The organism is Limosilactobacillus antri DSM 16041, from assembly GCF_000160835.1.
Taxonomy (GTDB): Bacteria; Bacillota; Bacilli; order Lactobacillales; family Lactobacillaceae; genus Limosilactobacillus; species Limosilactobacillus antri.
Genome location: NZ_GG700733.1, coordinates 292,875 through 308,608, shown reverse-complemented (window position 1 = coordinate 308,608; position 15,734 = coordinate 292,875). Strand labels below are relative to the sequence as shown.

Genomic DNA, 15,734 nt, shown 5'->3' with positions numbered 1-15,734 from the left:
CCTTTTTAATTACTAAAAAGCCCACGGGTCATTTATTTGATAAATTTCACATTAATCTTTCAAAGACCTTAACCACGATTTGACCTGTTCTCCCCTATTTAAGCAGGCGCTTACTAAAAGTTTACCTAGCATATTGGTGAACGAAATATCCACGAATTGACTTTATCAAGGGTAATTGATGATATTAGACGCACTGGGTAAAATAGTGAAGCAAAGTGAATAATTATCGTAAAATTTTACTAAAAGATTATTGACAACTTTAGTGAAAGCGCTTAACATGATGGATGTAAGCAATTATTTATTTTGTCAGAAAAGGGGAGTCAAGAATGGATAAGCAAGAGCCACATGTAGTCCGCTCACGTCTCGCATATTCTCTCGGGGCGTTCGGACATGACGCTTTCTTTGCATTACTGTCAACGTACTTTATGATGTACGTTACTGGTCACCTGTTTACTTCAAGCGACAAGCACTTTGATAATCGAATGGTCGGTTACGTTACCCTCATTATCATGATTCTGCGGATTGTCGAATTACTGATCGACCCGTTAATCGGGAACGCAATTGACCGGACCAATACTAAGTGGGGGAAGTTTAAGCCGTGGGTTGTCGGCGGTGGTGTTATTTCCGCCGTCCTCCTGGCTGCTTTATTCACGCCACTTGGCGGACTGAACGTTTCCAGTCCCTACCTGTACCTGGTTGTCTTTGCCATTATCTACATTATCATGGATATCTTCTACTCCTTCAACGATGTTGGTTTTTGGTCAATGATCCCTGCCATGTCCTTTGATTCACACGAACGGGATAAGATAGCTACTTTTGCCCGGGTTGGTTCAACCATCGGTGGGCAAATCATTGGTTTTGTCATCATGCCAATGGTTCTGTTCTTCTCCATTAACCAAAATGGCGGAACCGGTGATGACCGTGGTTGGTTTATCTTCGCCGTAATCGTTGCCGCAGTTTCTGCAATCACGGCAATCGGGGTGGGGATGTTCACCCACGAACAGAAGTCGCTGCTGCGGGAAAACAAGGAACAGACGAAGCTCAAGGATATTCTGCACATCCTGATCAAGAATGACCAGTTGCTGGCCATTGCGATGTCCTACCTATTCTTCACTACTGGACAGACTTTGCTGAACAGTTTTGAACTGTACTACTTCACCTACGTCCTTGGCAACTCCAAGGCCTTCTCAATTCTGGGTGGTTTGAACACGGTTGTCGGTGTGATTTCCGTCTTTGCCTTCCCGCTATTCTCTGGTAAGATTGGGCGGCATAAGCTCTTCTACGGCGCTGCCACAATTGAAGTTATTGGTGCTCTGATTTTTGCCTTTGCCGGCAAGTCATTAGCGCTCGTCCTGCTCGGGGCCGAATTATTCTTCATCCCGCAACCGATTATCTTCCTGGTTGTTCTGATGACGATTACCGACTCCGTTGAATATGGTCAATTGAAGTTAGGTCACCGGGACGAATCGCTAACCCTGTCAATTCGGCCGCTGCTGGATAAGTTCGGTGGCGCCGTTGCCAACGGGGTTGTCGGAATGGCTACCGTTGCCGCTGGGATGACCGGTGGGGCTACTGCTGCAACCATCTCTGCTCACGGAGTCAGCGTCTTCAAGATCTACATGTTCTTAATCCCAATCTCCTTAATCATCGTCGGGATCATCATCTTTGCCATCAAGGTTAAGCTGGATGAAGGCTCGCACGCTAAGATTGTGGCTGAACTGGAACAAACTTGGGGTAAGCAATTCAAGGGGAACGAAGCTGCTGCCGACACCGCGGTTGAAGAAGCCGCTCCGCAACTCCAGCTGGGTGAAACCGAAATTCCAACTCCGGTTGCTGGTAAGGTTGTTAACTTAAGCGACGTTAGCGATCCGGCCTTTGCTGAAGGCAAGATGGGTGAAGGATTCGCAATTAAGCCAACTGATGGAAAAGTTTATGCACCATTTGCCGGAACGGTGCGGGCAACCTTCTCTACCCGGCACGCCGTCGGTCTTGTTTCCGATAACGGAATTGCCCTCCTGATCCACGTTGGGATCGATACCGTTAAACTCCACGGAACCGGCTTTGTAACCTACTTTAACAAGGGTCAGCACGTCGAAAAGGGCCAGGAGCTGATGGAATTCTGGGACCCAACCATCAAGAAGGCGGGACTGGATGACACGGTAATCGTCACGGTTACTAATAGTGAAAGCTTTGACCTCAAGATGCTGGTTAAGGCCGGTGCCGAGGTAACTACGAAGGACAACGTCTTGAAAGTTACCAAAAAAGATTCAGCGAATGAAGCGGTTGATTAGCCAATAAGCAACGTGAGTGGGAAGCAGTTGCAGGACTTTATGCAGAGCCTAGGCTCGTCACTAGCTCACTGCTTGCCACGCTATTACCGGAAATATTCAAGAACCAGCACGAGACTGGAGAGAAAGCATCGTTTTCTCTCCAGTCTCGCTTTTTGTGATACCGAAAAAGAACTAACCGGCATTAATAATTGAGAACCGTTGTGCGCACAGCGGTTTAATTCGTTTCCCGAAGGCCCTGACAGCTGTTTTCATTAGCAGGATTCGCCATCTCAAGTGGGGCCCCTTTGATAAAAATAACAGGCTGGGCCGCACTCGGCTCAACCTGTCACTAGCTTTAGCTTAAACGATGCTATTGGTCAACGGCGGTCCGTACAACCAGGACGTCCACCGGAGCATTCCGCTTGACGTAGGAGGTCACAGACCCCATCACTGCCCGTTGCATCCGTGATAAACCACTCGCGCCAATCATAATCATGTCGTTGTGGTGGTCGTGAATAAAGTCAAAAGAGATAATCGTCTTGGGGTTGCCCAAACGAATGTGAATATCCATGTTGTCAAAATCATTCTTATCCTTAGCTGTCTTCAAGAGCTTGCTAAGGTATTCCTTGGACTTGTCAACCAGCTGGTACGCAATGCTCCCGTCTGACATCCCTGCAAAGTTATAGGCCATTGCCCGCGTGTCAATAACGTTTAAGACATCAACGTGAGCACCATTACGCTTAGCAACAAAGATTGCCCGCTCTAAAGCCAATTCGGATTCCTTGGAACCATCGACCGGCACTAAAATGTTTTGGTATTCTTGATCCATATGCTTAAGCCTCCAATGCAGCTTCTTGTATTGTTTAATCTTATTGTACCATTAAATGGCCGGGAGGAGTAAGCATTCCCGTGAAGTAGCTAAATTTTTCACAATTGACATTGACCAGTAAATCGCCTACAATTCAGTCAGCACATTAATTTACCATGAGAAAAAATGCATTATAATTTAATGGGATAAGATGAGGTTTACCAGATGGATAAGATTGATCGTAAAATTATTAATTCATTGCAAAAAAACGCCCGGGCCTCTTTAAAAGACTTGTCAAAGGAATGTTTTATTTCCTCGCCGGCAATCGCTGCCCGCATTAACAAACTCGAAAAGGCTGGCATTATTAATGGCTACCATTCCTCCATCGACATGGAAAAAATCGGCTTTCACGTCCGGGCCTTTATCCAGGTCCAACTGGAGCCCCGCCAGAAGAAGGAGTTTTACCCTTATGTGCAAAGTATTCCCAACGTCGTAGAATGCAATTGTGTCACCGGTGACTACTCGGAAATCATGGAGGTCGTCTTCCCCTCCACGACTGACCTAGATGACTTCATCAATACTATTCAGCAACGGTTCGGCAAGACTAGTACCCAAATCGTCTTCAGCACTAGCGTTCAGCATCGGGGGATTACGCTGGATAACGAAACTCTTGATTAAGAATCACGCAAACAAGAACTAGTAGTGGTTCAATGTCTATTCGGATAGTTTTTCTTTTAACCGGAAACCTATGAGTAATTTTTGCAAGTACTAAAATTAATATTCACAAGCTATTTTAACTTTCAAACATATTTTTTATAAATAGAATTATCTGTAGGATATCTACCCACGATTACTTAATCTATACAAAAAAGCTCACGCCAATGCGCGAGCTTTTTAATAAATCTATCCTATTTTCTGAGTTAACTCTTTTCCAACGCATCCAGTTTCCGACTGGCAAACCAGAGAATTAACCCAAGGATAATGACAATCGCTGCCAAAATACCATAGCCCATTTGGAATCGTGCCGGATTACTGGTCTTCAAAAGTGCGTAAACTTGCGGATAGATTAAAGTTGCAAAGAAGACGGCAATTGGCCAGAAACCTAGTAGTAGCCCCATTACCTTAGCCGGTGCTAGTTTAGTAATGAAGGAGTTTCCCATTGGAGAGAAGACCATTTCACCAACGGACATTAAGATAGCAACCAATGCAATCCACCAGAGAGAAGTATGCCCGTGACCAACCATATCAGCAAGAACCATTGCCACGTATGCAAAACCGATGAAGATAATCCCTAACGCAGTCTTCTTAAACATACTCATATCACCTTGTGGCCGTTCCGCCAGCTTTGTCCAAAGACGACCAAAGATTGGCCCTAAGGCGATACATACAATGGCATTCATGGAGTCAAAGTATGAGGTTGGAACGTCAAATGAACCAATCATCCAATTGGCACGGTTCAAAAAGTCCGCCCCATCTCCATGGCCAAAGTAGTAGTAAACTGGCATATAGGCCATATACCAAACCATCCAGAAGATAACTGAGAATAACGTAACTAGAATAATTGCAGCAATCCGCTTCTTATCACCTGAGGTTAATGGCTTATTTTTTTCTTCATTCTCCTTTTCCTTTTTAGTAGTAGCAACCGTATTAAACTTCCGTTGGTCAACCTTAAATGGCTTTTTACCGGCATCTCCGAGCGACCGCATATTGCAAATAAACCAAATGGCGTCAACAAACATCAAAACCGCACAAAGTAAGAATACAAGGTTAAATCCCCATGAAGCAATCAACAATACGATAAAGGTTGTCCCTGTGAATGAACCAACGTTAACAAATGAATATTGAATTGAAAAGGCTTCGTTCAGTTCTCGTTCATCATTGAAAAGCAAGCCGTTAATTCCGGACAGATTACCTTTAAATAGACCAGTACCAATTGCAACTAAGATAATCATTAACCATACCATTCCAATAGAGTGAGCTTGCCAGGCAACGGCATAGCCAATTCCCATTAAAATCATACCGAGCGCAACGCAGAGACGCGGATTAAGCCAGTAGTCAGCAACGTATCCACCAAATACCGGTGCAATATAAGTCCACGCTAAAAAGGAAGCCGCCATTGAGGCCGCCTTAACATCGGTCAGGCCAAGGCCACCTTTGGCAACAGATGTAGCAATCCAAATGGCCAGCATGTATTTAACAGTATAAAAAGCTGCCCTTTCAAAGGTAAAACCCAACGAGCAAACGTAAAAGCCAAATGGTCTTTTCGACTTAACCGTTGAAGTATTCATTTTTATTCCTTCTTTCCAAATCTGACCCATAAACTAATTAATACAAACCACTCATCATTACTAATCTTATCAGTATGTGAGCGCTTTATCAAACTCAGTTAATAAAAAGCTATTTATTAAACAATAAAAAATACTCTGTAATAAATAAAATTATCTTCTAAACTAAAAAACAGGAGTCATGTGACTCCCATTTTTTAGTTTAAATTCTATTACTTCCCGTAATTATCTAAGTAGTGGTTGTATTGCTCCCGGTTCAGCGACTTTTCAGACTCACCAATTACCAGGGTTGCAATTGAGTTCCCCACAACATTAACTGCCGTCCGGCCCATGTCAACAAAGCGGTCAATTCCCGCAATAAAGGTCAATCCCGCCATTGGAACCCCAATCGTTGAAACACTAGCTAGTAGGACTACGAAGGAAGCCCCGGGTACCCCAGCCATTCCCTTACTGGTAATCATCAATACTACCAGCAGTGCAATCTGGTGGGCCAACGTCAAGTGCAGGCCGTACGCCTGGGCAAGGAAAATTGCCGCTAACGACTGGTAAATCGCGGATCCATCAAGGTTAAACGTATACCCGGTTGGAATGACGAAGGAGGTAACCCCTTTTTCAACCCCCATCTCATGGGTTTTCTTCATCAGCCGGGGCAGTGTCACCTCAGAACTGGCAGTTGTGAAGGCTAAGATAATTTCATCCCAGATGACCCGCATCGTCTTCCAATAACGCAGGTGGAAGAGGTGGGCCGTAATTCCTAACACAACAACAATGAAAATAATCATCGTCACGTAGGCAATCAAGATAAAGTACCCGAGCGGCAGCAGGGCGCTAATCCCCATTTCCGCAATGGTCATCCCAATCAGCCCAAAGACACCAATTGGCGCAAACTTCATTACCCAGTTCGTAACCTTGAACATCACTTCTGAAACCCCGTTTAAGACGTCGATCAGGATTTTCGCTTTCTCACCAACAGCTGCGATCCCCAAACCAAAGAGGACGGAGAACAAAATTACCGGCATCATGTCCCCATCAGACATCGACTTAAAGATGTTTGTCGGAATAATTGAAAGAATTAGCGGCCAGAACCCGCTATCATGAGCCGCGTGCTTTGCCGTCGACATATATTGCGAAATATCCGTTGCGTGGAGATCATGGATGTTAATAAAAGAACCCGGGTGGGTAAGGTTGGCCATCCCAATCCCAAGTAGCAGGGCAATTGTAGTCAGAACTTCAAAGTAGATCAACGTCTTGGCCCCAATTCGTCCCAGCTTTTTAATATCGCCAATATTAGCAATCCCAACCGTCAAGCAGGAAACCACAATCGGCATCACGATCATTTGAATTAGCCGGATAAAGATCGTTCCTAGACTTTGCATTACCGTGATGGCACCCTTGTTTTGGTAAAAGATTACCCCACAGATAATCCCTAGCACCAAACCAATCATTATTTGCCAGCCCATGCTCAGCCGGCCAAAGCGGTAGTATTTCACTTTCCATCCTTCTCTCTTTTAATGTCACTAATTACTTTAGCACATCCCCTACCGCTTTTCACGCCTTTTTCGGTCAAAATACGAACTACAATTAATTGTAATCAATCTTTATTCACTATTTATAAATAACATAATTAGCCATTTTCAAATGAAACGTTCTGATTTTTCTTATTATTTTCCTTCAGTCCGTACCAATTGTCCTTCTTTTATTGATATTAAAGGAAAATAAGCTTTAAATCGTTTGCCCATAATTTTCAGAAATTTATTGCAAAGTGCTAAGTAAAATCGTCAATATTTTATTGTCCTTTGTATTATTCACTATTTAAAAATCACAACAAAATAGTTGAACAACAATTTACCTTTAAAAAGTACCTAAAAAGATTTAATCTAAAATAGTAAAATTTAGCCAAGTCCGATTTAGCGAAAGGAGCATACAATGGGCGCAAAATTCCGGAGTGTCTTTGACATTATCGGGCCAACTATGATTGGTCCTTCAAGTTCACACACTGCAGGTGCAGTTGCAATTGGGCGAGCGGCATATAAGCTGTTTAACGGGCCCATCAAAAAAGTTACAGTTTATTATTATGAATCGTTTGCTAAAACACATCGCGGTCACGGCACTGATTATGCAATCGCTGCAGGCGTCCAAGGCTTTTTACCCGCCGACCCGCGTGTGCCAAGGGCGGTTGAACTCGCTCGGCAGCGGGGAATCGACATCCGCTTTGTAGAAGAAGAAGGTCCTAGCCCGATCCATCATCCTAACACCGCTGTTCTTGAAGTTGAAAATGATCAGCACGTCGTCGAATTAACTGCCTGTTCAATTGGTGGTGGGTCAATTGAAATTCGCCAATTCGTAATTGATAATATTACGGTCCAGCCGGCTGGTCCCTTACCAATTATTGTTTATATTGATCGAGGCAAGCAGCATCCGAACGCTGTCGAATTAACTGGAGTAGTCGAGAAAATTGCTCCATTTTACCGTAAGCAATCGCTCAAGGGCCCAGTCAATGATATTTATGAATTTGATATCAAAAACTACATGAGCGCGGCTACGATCCAACAAATCGAAAAACAGTTCAAAGACGTTATTTGTTTATAGAAAGGAGGCTTACTGATGTACGACAGCATTCAAGAAATCGTGTCTGCAGCAACCGAAAGCGGAAATTCAATTGCCGAGTTAATCATTGAGCAAGAATGTCGCCTTTCCGGGAAAAATCGCGATGAAGTCTGGCAACGAATGGCCGTAAACCTTCAAACAATGCAGGCCGCTGTTCAACGTGGAGAAAGTGGGCAAGGGGTCTTTTCTCAAACGCACCTAACAGGCGGCGAGGCAGTCAAAATTAAAAACTACCGGACCAGGCGGCACCCCTTATCAGGCGATGCGATGATGGCCGCCGTTCAAGGAGCGATTGCTACTAACGAAGTTAATGCTGCAATGGGCGTTGTTTGCGCAACACCGACTGCTGGTTCATCCGGGACCCTCCCTGGAATCTTATTTATGCTGAAAGAGCGGCTCGCTTTGACCGAAGAGCAAATGATTAACTTCCTTTTCACTGCTGGCGGGGTAGGATTAGTAATTGCTAATCATGCAGGAATTGCTGGTGCAACGGGTGGCTGTCAGGCAGAAGTCGGCAGTGCCTCCGCAATGGGTGCTGCCGCAGCAGTTGAAGCTGCCAGTGGAACCCCCGAGCAAAGCGCTCAAGCCATGTCAATTGCCATCTCTAACCTGCTGGGGCTCGTCTGTGATCCGATTGCTGGGTTGGTAGAGATTCCATGTGTCAAACGAAATGCAATTGGCGCAGGAAATGCTCTAATTGCTGCCGACCTGGCATTAGCGGGATGTACCAGTAAAATTCCGACAGATGAATGCATCATGGCAATGGATAAAGTTGGCCGAGGCTTACCAGCATCATTACGCGAAACCGGAATGGGCGGCTTGGCTGGTACCCCAACTGGCCAGGCTATCAAAGCGCGTATTTTTGGCAACGAGGTTTAGCCATGCGGAGTGCCCAAGCTATTCGTGATGACATCATTAGCCAGCTCAGTACCGTTGTTGACCCCGAACTAGGGATCGATCTAGTTAACCTTGGTTTAATTTATACAATCGATTTAGATGATCATGGTATCTGCCTCATTGAAATGACCTTAACCACCATTGGCTGTCCGCTTACCGAATATTTAATAAAGGAAGTTCAAACAGCAGTTAACCAGGTTGCCGAAGTCCGAAGTGTTGATGTGCAATTTGTGTGGGAACCAGCATGGTCACCGCAAAGATTAAGCCGGGCGGCTAAATTAGCATTAGGTATTCATAACAATAGCCATTAGACCAGACGGCCCCATAGCAGAAAACCATTCATTCCTGCTATGGGGCCGCTTATTATTTCACCACTTTGATTCCTTAAACCTGCTTCCACATATACTTTTGGAAAATATTCATCAGGCCCGCAACTGTCAGGGCCAACGTCAGCAGGTAGTCACTCCAGTTATTATTGACGATCACCATTGTTCCAAGAATCATGATTACCAACCCGCAGCAGGCTTTGTTAAGCCAGGTAGCCTGTTGGTCTGGCCGGTGGCCCTTCCGGTTAAACAGCCGCTTATCCATGCCCAGGAAAAAGGGCTGAATGTACCAGCCATACAAAATAGCAATCAAAAAGATCGTCACAAATCCCCAGATACAAAACTGCGTAACTGGTGACTTATAATTTAGTTCATCCGTTATTAGGAAAAACAATCCATATAAGATGAAAAACAACCCTTTAAACACACTAAAGGCATTGTAGGCCTTTCCCTGTTCCAAATAGCTTTTCAACCGGCGGTCACCTTTAAGCAGGGTATCAAGCGAAATCCGGTAAACCTCGCTGAGCTTCACCAGCATCGCCAAATCCGGGTAGCTCTTGCCCTGCTCCCAATTTGAAATCGTCTGGCGGGTCACAAAAAGCTGGTGGGCAACATCAGCTTGGGTTAACCCGAGCTTCTTTCGCTGTTCTTTAATTTGCGTACTAAAATCCATTGATGATTCTCCTTTGCGCTCACTAATGCTGAATAGATTATATTAAAGCAGGGCAATTTCTGGCAAGCAAAGCTGCTTTGCATTGCTGATATAGCAACGTTTGGCAAGCACTCATCATCTATGGGAAGGCAAACTAATTCAAACAAAAAACGATGGATAACGGTGCCATTTTTGCTCCGTCATTCATCGTTTTAGTTAAAATTACAGATCCTACCTGGTCGTCTGCCGCTTAATCAGGTGCGTCCCGACGACCGTCTTGCACGGGTCGGCATCCGGCCGCTGGAGCCGCTTAATCATCATTGCGACCGCCGCGTGGGCCATCTCGTCAGTCGCCACATGGACCGCCGACATACTTGGGTACACGTACTTTACCAGGGCGGTGTCGTTAAAGCTGATCAGAGCCAGCCGTTGCGGAACTGCAATTTTGGCTTCCTGAACCGCCTTTAGTGCCCCCACCGCCATTGGATCATTAGCGATAAAAATCCCGTGGGGCAAGCGGTCGCCTAAGCGGTCAATTGCCTGTTTCATGGCCTGATAGCCCGACATCGAGGTGTAGTCGCCGGCTAGCATATACTCCGCATGATACAGACCCCGCTGGCGGAGGTCGCTTTCAAAGTAGAACCGCCGCAGGTCCGGCACAATTTCGTTATCCGTCGTGGTTTCCGTTCCTGCCAGCATTCCAATGTCTTCAATTCCCTCGTTGATAAATTCACTAATGACCGAACGCACCGCGTTTTCAAAGTCAGGCACCAGACAGTCATACCCGGCCGCCAGACTGTCGTAGTCGACAAAGACAATGTTCTTCGTGACCAGGCGCAGCTTTTCGACCTGGGAATTACTAAATTTACCGATGGCAATAATCCCCGTCACGTCCTGGGGAATATCCTCCATGTTGTTCTGGTAAATCGGCACCGTTTGCAGGCCCCGCTGTTGCGCCGACCGCTCAATTTCCATCCGGATTGCCATGTAGTACAGGTCGTCCAGCTCCTGGGTAAGCGAATACCACTGGATCACGGCAATCTTTTGGACCTGGTTATTTTGCGGCCGCTTGTGCTTGGTGTAGTTAAACTGTTCCGCCGTCTCAATCACCCGCTGGCGGGTCTTTTCATTTACGGAAAGGGTCGCGTCATTATTAAGGATTCGCGATACCGTAGCGATTGACACCCCTGCCTTATTCGCAATGTCTCGTAACGTTACTGCCATCCTTAAACATGCTCCTTTCGGTTACTGCCTTTATAGTTGCGCCACAAAGCGTTCCCAGCCTGCCTGACCGGCCGCATCGTCCTTAAAGACTCCGGCGTTTTCCAGGACGTTTGCAAAGACGTTGGCCAGTTCTTGTTCCAGCACCTCATCGACGTTCTTGGCAGTGATGGTTTGACTGCTCTGGACTTCCTTCGCCCAGGCCAGGTGACTGTCTGCAATCTTGTTCTCCTGGCCCAGCCAAAACTTCTTGACTTCTGCCAGTTCCCCCTTGAGCCGGGCCGGCAGAATTGCCCGCCCCATCACTTCGATCAAGCCGATGTTTTCCTTCTTGATGTGCCACAGCTTTTCGTGCGGGTGGAAAATGCCCAGCGGGTACTGGTCGCTCGTGTTGTTATCCCGCAAAACCAGGTCCAAGACGTATTTTTCACCGTCGCGGTGCATGATTGGCGTCACGGTATGGTGGCGGGTTCCCCCGTCGAAGGCCTTGATACTCAGGGCTTCATCGCTGTAATGGTCCCAAACGTCAATGATGTGGGTCCCCAGGTCAATCAACTGGCCGGCGTCCGCGCTGGTCAAACGGAGATCACTCATCGGCCAGTTGACGATCCCCGCTTCGACCGCTGGGTACTCAGCAAAGTGTAGCGGCTTCTTAATCGTCGCCTTCATCATCGGGAAGACGTGCCGACCACCCTGGTAGTGTTCGTGAGCCAGCATCGAGCCGCCGACAATTGGCAGATCAGCGTTGCTGCCAACAAAGTAAGCGGGTAGCTGATTTTCGATTTCCACCAGGTTAACCAGTGTCTGCCGGTTAATTTTCATCGGTTCGTGCTTGCCGTACAAGAAGATACAGTGTTCATTAAAGTAAGCATATGGCGAATATTGGAAGCCCCACTGCTTGCCGCCGATGGTCATCCGGATAATTCGGTGGTTGCTCCGGGCGGCTTGGCCTAAGCGGCCCTTGTAGCCTTCGTTTTCCATGCACAGTGCACACTGCGGGTACTTCTTTTTGGTATCATGCGCCGCCGCAGCGATGGCCTTCGGGTCCTTCTCTGGCTTGGACAGGTTAATGGTAATCTCTAAGTTACCATACTTGGTTGGTTTATCAAAGACCACGTTCTTCTTAATTGCTGCCACCTTGACGTAGTCGTTTCTGGTACACAGTTTGTAGAACCAGTCCGTTGCCGTTGTCGGTGACTGTTGGTACTTTTCCCAGAAAGTATTATTAACCACTGACGGCCGGGGAGTCATCAAGTCATAAAGCTGGTCGTTGAGAATTTCCCGGGCGGTTTGCCCATCTTCAATTTGGCCGTGCTTAACAGCGAGATCAACTAACTGGGCCACTAATGGCTGGGCCGTTTGAGCATCCACATCTTCATCGCCGACCAGCGCCCGAATCTTATTCAGCACGTAAATCCGGTCCAGCGGCTCGTAAGCCCCACTGGCAATTACCTTATCGGCATACTCTTCCATTAACTTCATGTTCTCATTCTCCTTGCAAATGGCATTAATTACAGCTTATGTGGCCCGTCAACAACTTCGGCATCATAGAAGCTGGCGTCATAGCCAATCTTGTCCCGGTATACCTTACCAACGTTCTTCTTGAAGTCTTCGGCCGCGGCCTTCTTGACAATGGCAATTGCGCTCCCGGCAAAACCGCCGCCGACCATCCGGGCACCGAGGCAGCCTGGCTGTTCCCAAGCACTCTCGGCCAGGGTATCCAGTTCCTTTCCGGTAACCTCGTAGTCATACTTCAGGGAAACGTGGGAGGCGTTGATCAGCCGCCCCAGCTCTTCCAGGTCGCCCTTTTCCATCGCGTCGATGGCCCGCTTGGTCCGTTCATTTTCACTAACTGCGTGCCGGGCCCGCCGCAACAGAGTATCGTCATTAATCAGGTAGGTGTACTGGTCAAAGGTCTGCGGGTCGATTTCACCCAGCTTGTTAATGTTAAGCTTCTTGCTGAGGCGCTTAACGGCTTCGCCACACTCTTCCACCCGCTCGTTATATTTGGAACCGGCCAGGGAGTGGGTCTTATTCGTGCTCATAATCAGGATTTCGTAATCGCCCAGTTCCAGCGGCAGGTACTTATATTCCAAGGTGTTGCAATCCAAGAAGATGGCATTATTCTTCTTACCCATTCCGACAGCAAACTGGTCCATGATTCCGGAATTCAGGCCGACAAAGTCATTCTCGGTCTTCTGACCCAGTTTAACCAGTTCGACCTCGTCGATGTCCAGGTTGAATTCGTCTTTCAAAATGTTTCCCATCAGCATTTCAATAGAAGCTGATGATGACAGACCGGAACCGTATGGCAGGTAGCCGTGGATGTACAGGTTGAAGCCGTGGTCAATCTTGTAGTTGCGCTGTTTGAGGTACACCAGCATCCCCTTGAAGTAGTTGACCCACTTTTCGTCAGCCGCAGTCTGGGGCTGGTCATCGTTAATGTCAAAGGTAATAATCTTGCTGTTTTCTTCCTTGGCAGAGTTGGCGGAATAAACCGCGACCGTGCTGTCTTCCCGCGGGCCGTAAACGCCATACGTTCCGATACTAATGGCACACGGAAAGACGTGGCCGCCATTATAGTCAGTATGTTCGCCGATGACGTTAATCCGGCCGGGGGAGAAGAAAACGTCCTTGCCGTTTTCGTTAAAGACTGCTTTGTATTCGTCAAGAAACTGTTGCTTATCCATCACGATAACCTCCATTGTCCAAATAAAACTGCGTAGTAAACTTTTACTAAATATATTTTAAGCTCATTTACTTCTCTCGTCAATAAGCGCTTTCATTTTTGTTAAATAAATCTCGGAAGCGCTTACTAAATTGAGGAGCTAAAAAATGTTAAAATGGACAAAGTAAGGGAGGAGCGAGCCCCATGACGCAATATTCACCAAGTCAACTACTCCCACTGGCCCAGCGAACCGGCCGGTGGGTAACGAAAACTATCAAAGGACACCCGGCCCTGTATACGACTAATCTGGGGAGTGTCGTTCGCTTTAAGGTGAGTGGAACCCCCACTGTTAACGTCAATACGATCAATAATAGCCACCCGGGCACGCCCCGGCAGGTCTATGCGTGGCGTTACGACCAGCAGCCATGGCACCGGTTTTGCGCACAAGCGCAGCCGGTTGAGTTAGGGTTGCCCGATCGTAAGGACCACCTGCTAGAAATCATGACAGCAGGTAATAGCGACTTTGATGAAGTCTGGACCGGCCAGGAAGGGTTCGCCATTCGGGGCCTTGATGCCAAGGATGGGCAGCTGGTGCCAGCGGCAAAACGCCCCGTCGTTAACTTCATCGGTGATTCAATTACCGCCGGCTGCTGGGTGCGGGGAAAACACGCCGCCGTTGATTACCGTCCAGAAAGCAATTACGTCGCGACTGCCAGCGACCTGCTGGAAATTGATGGTGTGCGGATTGCTTACTCCGCCGCTGGTGTTCTCCGTCCCGGTACTGGCGGTGTACCAACCGCGAAGGGCTTCTTGAACCGGATTGATGCCGGCACTACCTGGCGGGTAAACCGCCCCCAAGTGGTGGTAGTGAACTTAGGGGTTAATGACCGTCGCTTTGCTGCTAGCCAATTTATCCTGGCTTACGACCAGTTCTTAAAGCAGGTGGCCACCACATTTCCGGACAGCCGTTTGTTGCTCTTAACCCCGTTTAGCCAAACTTTTCAAAGGGAAATCCGTCAACTAGCTGCTAGCCACCGATTAGAATTAGTAAACACCACGGGCTGGTGCCCGGACTTTACCGATGGGCTTCACCCGAACCAGGCCGGGTCCATTGCAGCGGGACGCCGGCTCGCCCCGGTACTGAAAGCAGCACTAGCGAAAACAAGGAGGCCGCAATCATGACTCAGCAACGATTACTCCCAATTAACCACGGTTATAACTTCCGTGACCTTGGTGGCTACCGTACAAGTGATGGCCGAACCGTTAAGTGGCGGCGCCTGATTCGGGCGGGGGCCCTCAGCCGGCTTAACTCCCAAGATCAGGAAACCCTCGCGGCAGTGCCCGTCACCATCGACATTGACTTGCGTTCAAAGCCGGAAATTCTTGCGGCACCCGACCGGATTCCCCAAACTGCCAAGTACTACCACCTCCCCGTTTTTAACGTCGACGTCACCAATGCCTCGCGCAGTGACGAGGAGGTTGCCCAAGAAATGCAGGAACCAGGTAACGGCTACCGGCATATGCAGCTGGAGTACCGAAATATGGCAAAACTGGCCAGCGCACGGCAGGCTTACCGCAAGATGTTTTCCCTGCTGCTGGCCAATTCTGCTGGTGCAACCCTTTTTCACTGCACGGCGGGAAAAGACCGGACCGGCTTCGGGGCCTTTTTGATCCTGTCTGCCCTTGGTGTTCCACGTGAAACGATTTTGCAAGACTACCTGCTGACCAATGAAACGACCGCAGAATTTCGCCAGCGCTGGGTGGCCCAACTACAAGCCAGCACTGCTGAACTAGGCAACCGGGACGCCGTAATCAAGAACCGCAGCGACATGATGGCGGTCTTTCCCGGTTACCTGACGGCCGCAATTGACACCGTCAACCAGCTGGCTGGTGATCCAAAACACTACCTGACTGACTACCTCGGCCTGACCCGCCATGATCTGGCCGACCTGCAACGTTTATATTTAGACGAGGAAAGGTTATAATTGTGAACATAAGGA

The 15,734-nt window shown here is 47.7% G+C and carries 14 protein-coding genes; 7 read left to right on the top strand and 7 right to left on the bottom strand.

Annotated features, from left to right (window positions below):
- Nucleotides 1–326 precede the first annotated feature (326 nt).
- A complete protein-coding gene (locus HMPREF0494_RS05095; protein WP_007123874.1) occupies nucleotides 327–2,291 on the top strand; it encodes a sugar MFS transporter in 1,965 nt (654 codons plus the stop codon).
- 349 nt (nucleotides 2,292–2,640) lie between these two features.
- Here the strand turns inward: HMPREF0494_RS05095 and HMPREF0494_RS05090 are convergent, their stop codons facing one another.
- Nucleotides 2,641–3,099, bottom strand: coding sequence for a universal stress protein (locus HMPREF0494_RS05090; protein ID WP_007123873.1), 459 nt, complete (start codon nucleotides 3,097–3,099; stop codon nucleotides 2,641–2,643).
- Nucleotides 3,100–3,303: 204 nt separating this feature from the next.
- Between HMPREF0494_RS05090 and HMPREF0494_RS05085 the strand changes: the two genes are divergently transcribed.
- On the top strand, nucleotides 3,304–3,756 hold the full coding sequence (locus HMPREF0494_RS05085; protein ID WP_007123872.1) for an Lrp/AsnC family transcriptional regulator: 453 nt from the start codon (nucleotides 3,304–3,306) through the stop codon (nucleotides 3,754–3,756).
- A gap of 242 nt (nucleotides 3,757–3,998) precedes the next feature.
- Here HMPREF0494_RS05085 and HMPREF0494_RS05080 read toward each other — a convergent pair whose 3' ends face one another.
- Both HMPREF0494_RS05080 and HMPREF0494_RS05075 read right to left on the bottom strand, forming a co-directional pair.
- Nucleotides 3,999–5,366 carry a peptide MFS transporter gene (locus HMPREF0494_RS05080; protein ID WP_040458815.1) on the bottom strand — a complete coding sequence of 456 codons (1,368 nt, stop codon included), beginning with the start codon at nucleotides 5,364–5,366 and terminating at the stop codon, nucleotides 3,999–4,001.
- A 209-nt stretch (nucleotides 5,367–5,575) separates the two neighbouring features.
- Nucleotides 5,576–6,853, bottom strand: coding sequence for a dicarboxylate/amino acid:cation symporter (locus HMPREF0494_RS05075; RefSeq protein WP_040458814.1), 1,278 nt, complete (start codon nucleotides 6,851–6,853; stop codon nucleotides 5,576–5,578).
- A 436-nt stretch (nucleotides 6,854–7,289) separates the two neighbouring features.
- On the opposite strand from HMPREF0494_RS05075, the gene HMPREF0494_RS05070 reads away from it, so the two are divergent.
- Genes HMPREF0494_RS05070 through HMPREF0494_RS05060 form a run of 3 tightly spaced genes read left to right on the top strand, consistent with a single transcriptional unit; the run spans nucleotide 7,290 to nucleotide 9,178 of the window.
- A complete protein-coding gene (locus tag HMPREF0494_RS05070) occupies nucleotides 7,290–7,952 on the top strand; it encodes a serine dehydratase beta chain (RefSeq protein WP_007123869.1) in 663 nt (220 codons plus the stop codon).
- A gap of 15 nt (nucleotides 7,953–7,967) precedes the next feature.
- The gene (sdaAA, locus tag HMPREF0494_RS05065) at nucleotides 7,968–8,849 is read left to right on the top strand and encodes an L-serine ammonia-lyase, iron-sulfur-dependent, subunit alpha (protein WP_007123868.1); all 882 of its coding nucleotides are present in this window, start codon (nucleotides 7,968–7,970) and stop codon (nucleotides 8,847–8,849) included.
- Between the two features lie 2 nt (nucleotides 8,850–8,851).
- Entirely contained in the window at nucleotides 8,852–9,178 is a 327-nt protein-coding gene (locus tag HMPREF0494_RS05060; RefSeq protein WP_007123867.1) for a metal-sulfur cluster assembly factor, read from the top strand.
- Nucleotides 9,179–9,251: 73 nt separating this feature from the next.
- Here HMPREF0494_RS05060 and HMPREF0494_RS05055 read toward each other — a convergent pair whose 3' ends face one another.
- The 4 genes from HMPREF0494_RS05055 to HMPREF0494_RS05040 form a co-directional block, all read right to left on the bottom strand.
- Nucleotides 9,252–9,866: a helix-turn-helix domain-containing protein gene (locus tag HMPREF0494_RS05055; protein WP_007123866.1), complete on the bottom strand. Its 615-nt coding sequence runs from the start codon at nucleotides 9,864–9,866 to the stop codon at nucleotides 9,252–9,254.
- A gap of 210 nt (nucleotides 9,867–10,076) precedes the next feature.
- Entirely contained in the window at nucleotides 10,077–11,069 is a 993-nt protein-coding gene (locus HMPREF0494_RS05050) for a LacI family DNA-binding transcriptional regulator (protein WP_007123865.1), read from the bottom strand.
- Nucleotides 11,070–11,099: 30 nt separating this feature from the next.
- Entirely contained in the window at nucleotides 11,100–12,548 is a 1,449-nt protein-coding gene (locus HMPREF0494_RS05045; protein ID WP_007123864.1) for a UDP-glucose--hexose-1-phosphate uridylyltransferase, read from the bottom strand.
- A gap of 29 nt (nucleotides 12,549–12,577) precedes the next feature.
- The gene (locus tag HMPREF0494_RS05040) at nucleotides 12,578–13,756 is read right to left on the bottom strand and encodes a galactokinase (RefSeq protein ID WP_040458813.1); all 1,179 of its coding nucleotides are present in this window, start codon (nucleotides 13,754–13,756) and stop codon (nucleotides 12,578–12,580) included.
- A gap of 182 nt (nucleotides 13,757–13,938) precedes the next feature.
- Between HMPREF0494_RS05040 and HMPREF0494_RS05035 the strand changes: the two genes are divergently transcribed.
- Nucleotides 13,939–14,916, top strand: a complete 978-nt coding sequence (locus HMPREF0494_RS05035; RefSeq protein WP_007123862.1) for an SGNH/GDSL hydrolase family protein — start codon at nucleotides 13,939–13,941, stop codon at nucleotides 14,914–14,916.
- On the top strand, nucleotides 14,913–15,719 hold the full coding sequence (locus HMPREF0494_RS05030; RefSeq protein WP_007123861.1) for a tyrosine-protein phosphatase: 807 nt from the start codon (nucleotides 14,913–14,915) through the stop codon (nucleotides 15,717–15,719). Before HMPREF0494_RS05035 ends, HMPREF0494_RS05030 begins: the two co-directional genes overlap by 4 nt.
- Nucleotides 15,720–15,734: the final 15 nt, after the last annotated feature.

Bases quoted from the DNA above. Each gene is read 5' to 3' on its own strand.
- sdaAA (WP_007123868.1), top strand. From the start codon at position 7,968: ATGTACGACAGCATTCAAGAAATCGTGTCTGCAGCAACCGAAAGCGGA.
- HMPREF0494_RS05050 (WP_007123865.1), bottom strand. From the start codon at position 11,069: ATGGCAGTAACGTTACGAGACATTGCGAATAAGGCAGGGGTGTCAATC.
- HMPREF0494_RS05035 (WP_007123862.1), top strand. From the start codon at position 13,939: ATGACGCAATATTCACCAAGTCAACTACTCCCACTGGCCCAGCGAACC.
- HMPREF0494_RS05070 (WP_007123869.1), top strand. From the start codon at position 7,290: ATGGGCGCAAAATTCCGGAGTGTCTTTGACATTATCGGGCCAACTATG.
- HMPREF0494_RS05095 (WP_007123874.1), top strand. From the start codon at position 327: ATGGATAAGCAAGAGCCACATGTAGTCCGCTCACGTCTCGCATATTCT.
- HMPREF0494_RS05045 (WP_007123864.1), bottom strand. From the start codon at position 12,548: ATGAAGTTAATGGAAGAGTATGCCGATAAGGTAATTGCCAGTGGGGCT.
- HMPREF0494_RS05080 (WP_040458815.1), bottom strand. From the start codon at position 5,366: ATGAATACTTCAACGGTTAAGTCGAAAAGACCATTTGGCTTTTACGTT.
- HMPREF0494_RS05090 (WP_007123873.1), bottom strand. From the start codon at position 3,099: ATGGATCAAGAATACCAAAACATTTTAGTGCCGGTCGATGGTTCCAAG.
- HMPREF0494_RS05060 (WP_007123867.1), top strand. From the start codon at position 8,852: ATGCGGAGTGCCCAAGCTATTCGTGATGACATCATTAGCCAGCTCAGT.
- HMPREF0494_RS05040 (WP_040458813.1), bottom strand. From the start codon at position 13,756: ATGGATAAGCAACAGTTTCTTGACGAATACAAAGCAGTCTTTAACGAA.
- HMPREF0494_RS05085 (WP_007123872.1), top strand. From the start codon at position 3,304: ATGGATAAGATTGATCGTAAAATTATTAATTCATTGCAAAAAAACGCC.
- HMPREF0494_RS05030 (WP_007123861.1), top strand. From the start codon at position 14,913: ATGACTCAGCAACGATTACTCCCAATTAACCACGGTTATAACTTCCGT.
- HMPREF0494_RS05055 (WP_007123866.1), bottom strand. From the start codon at position 9,866: ATGGATTTTAGTACGCAAATTAAAGAACAGCGAAAGAAGCTCGGGTTA.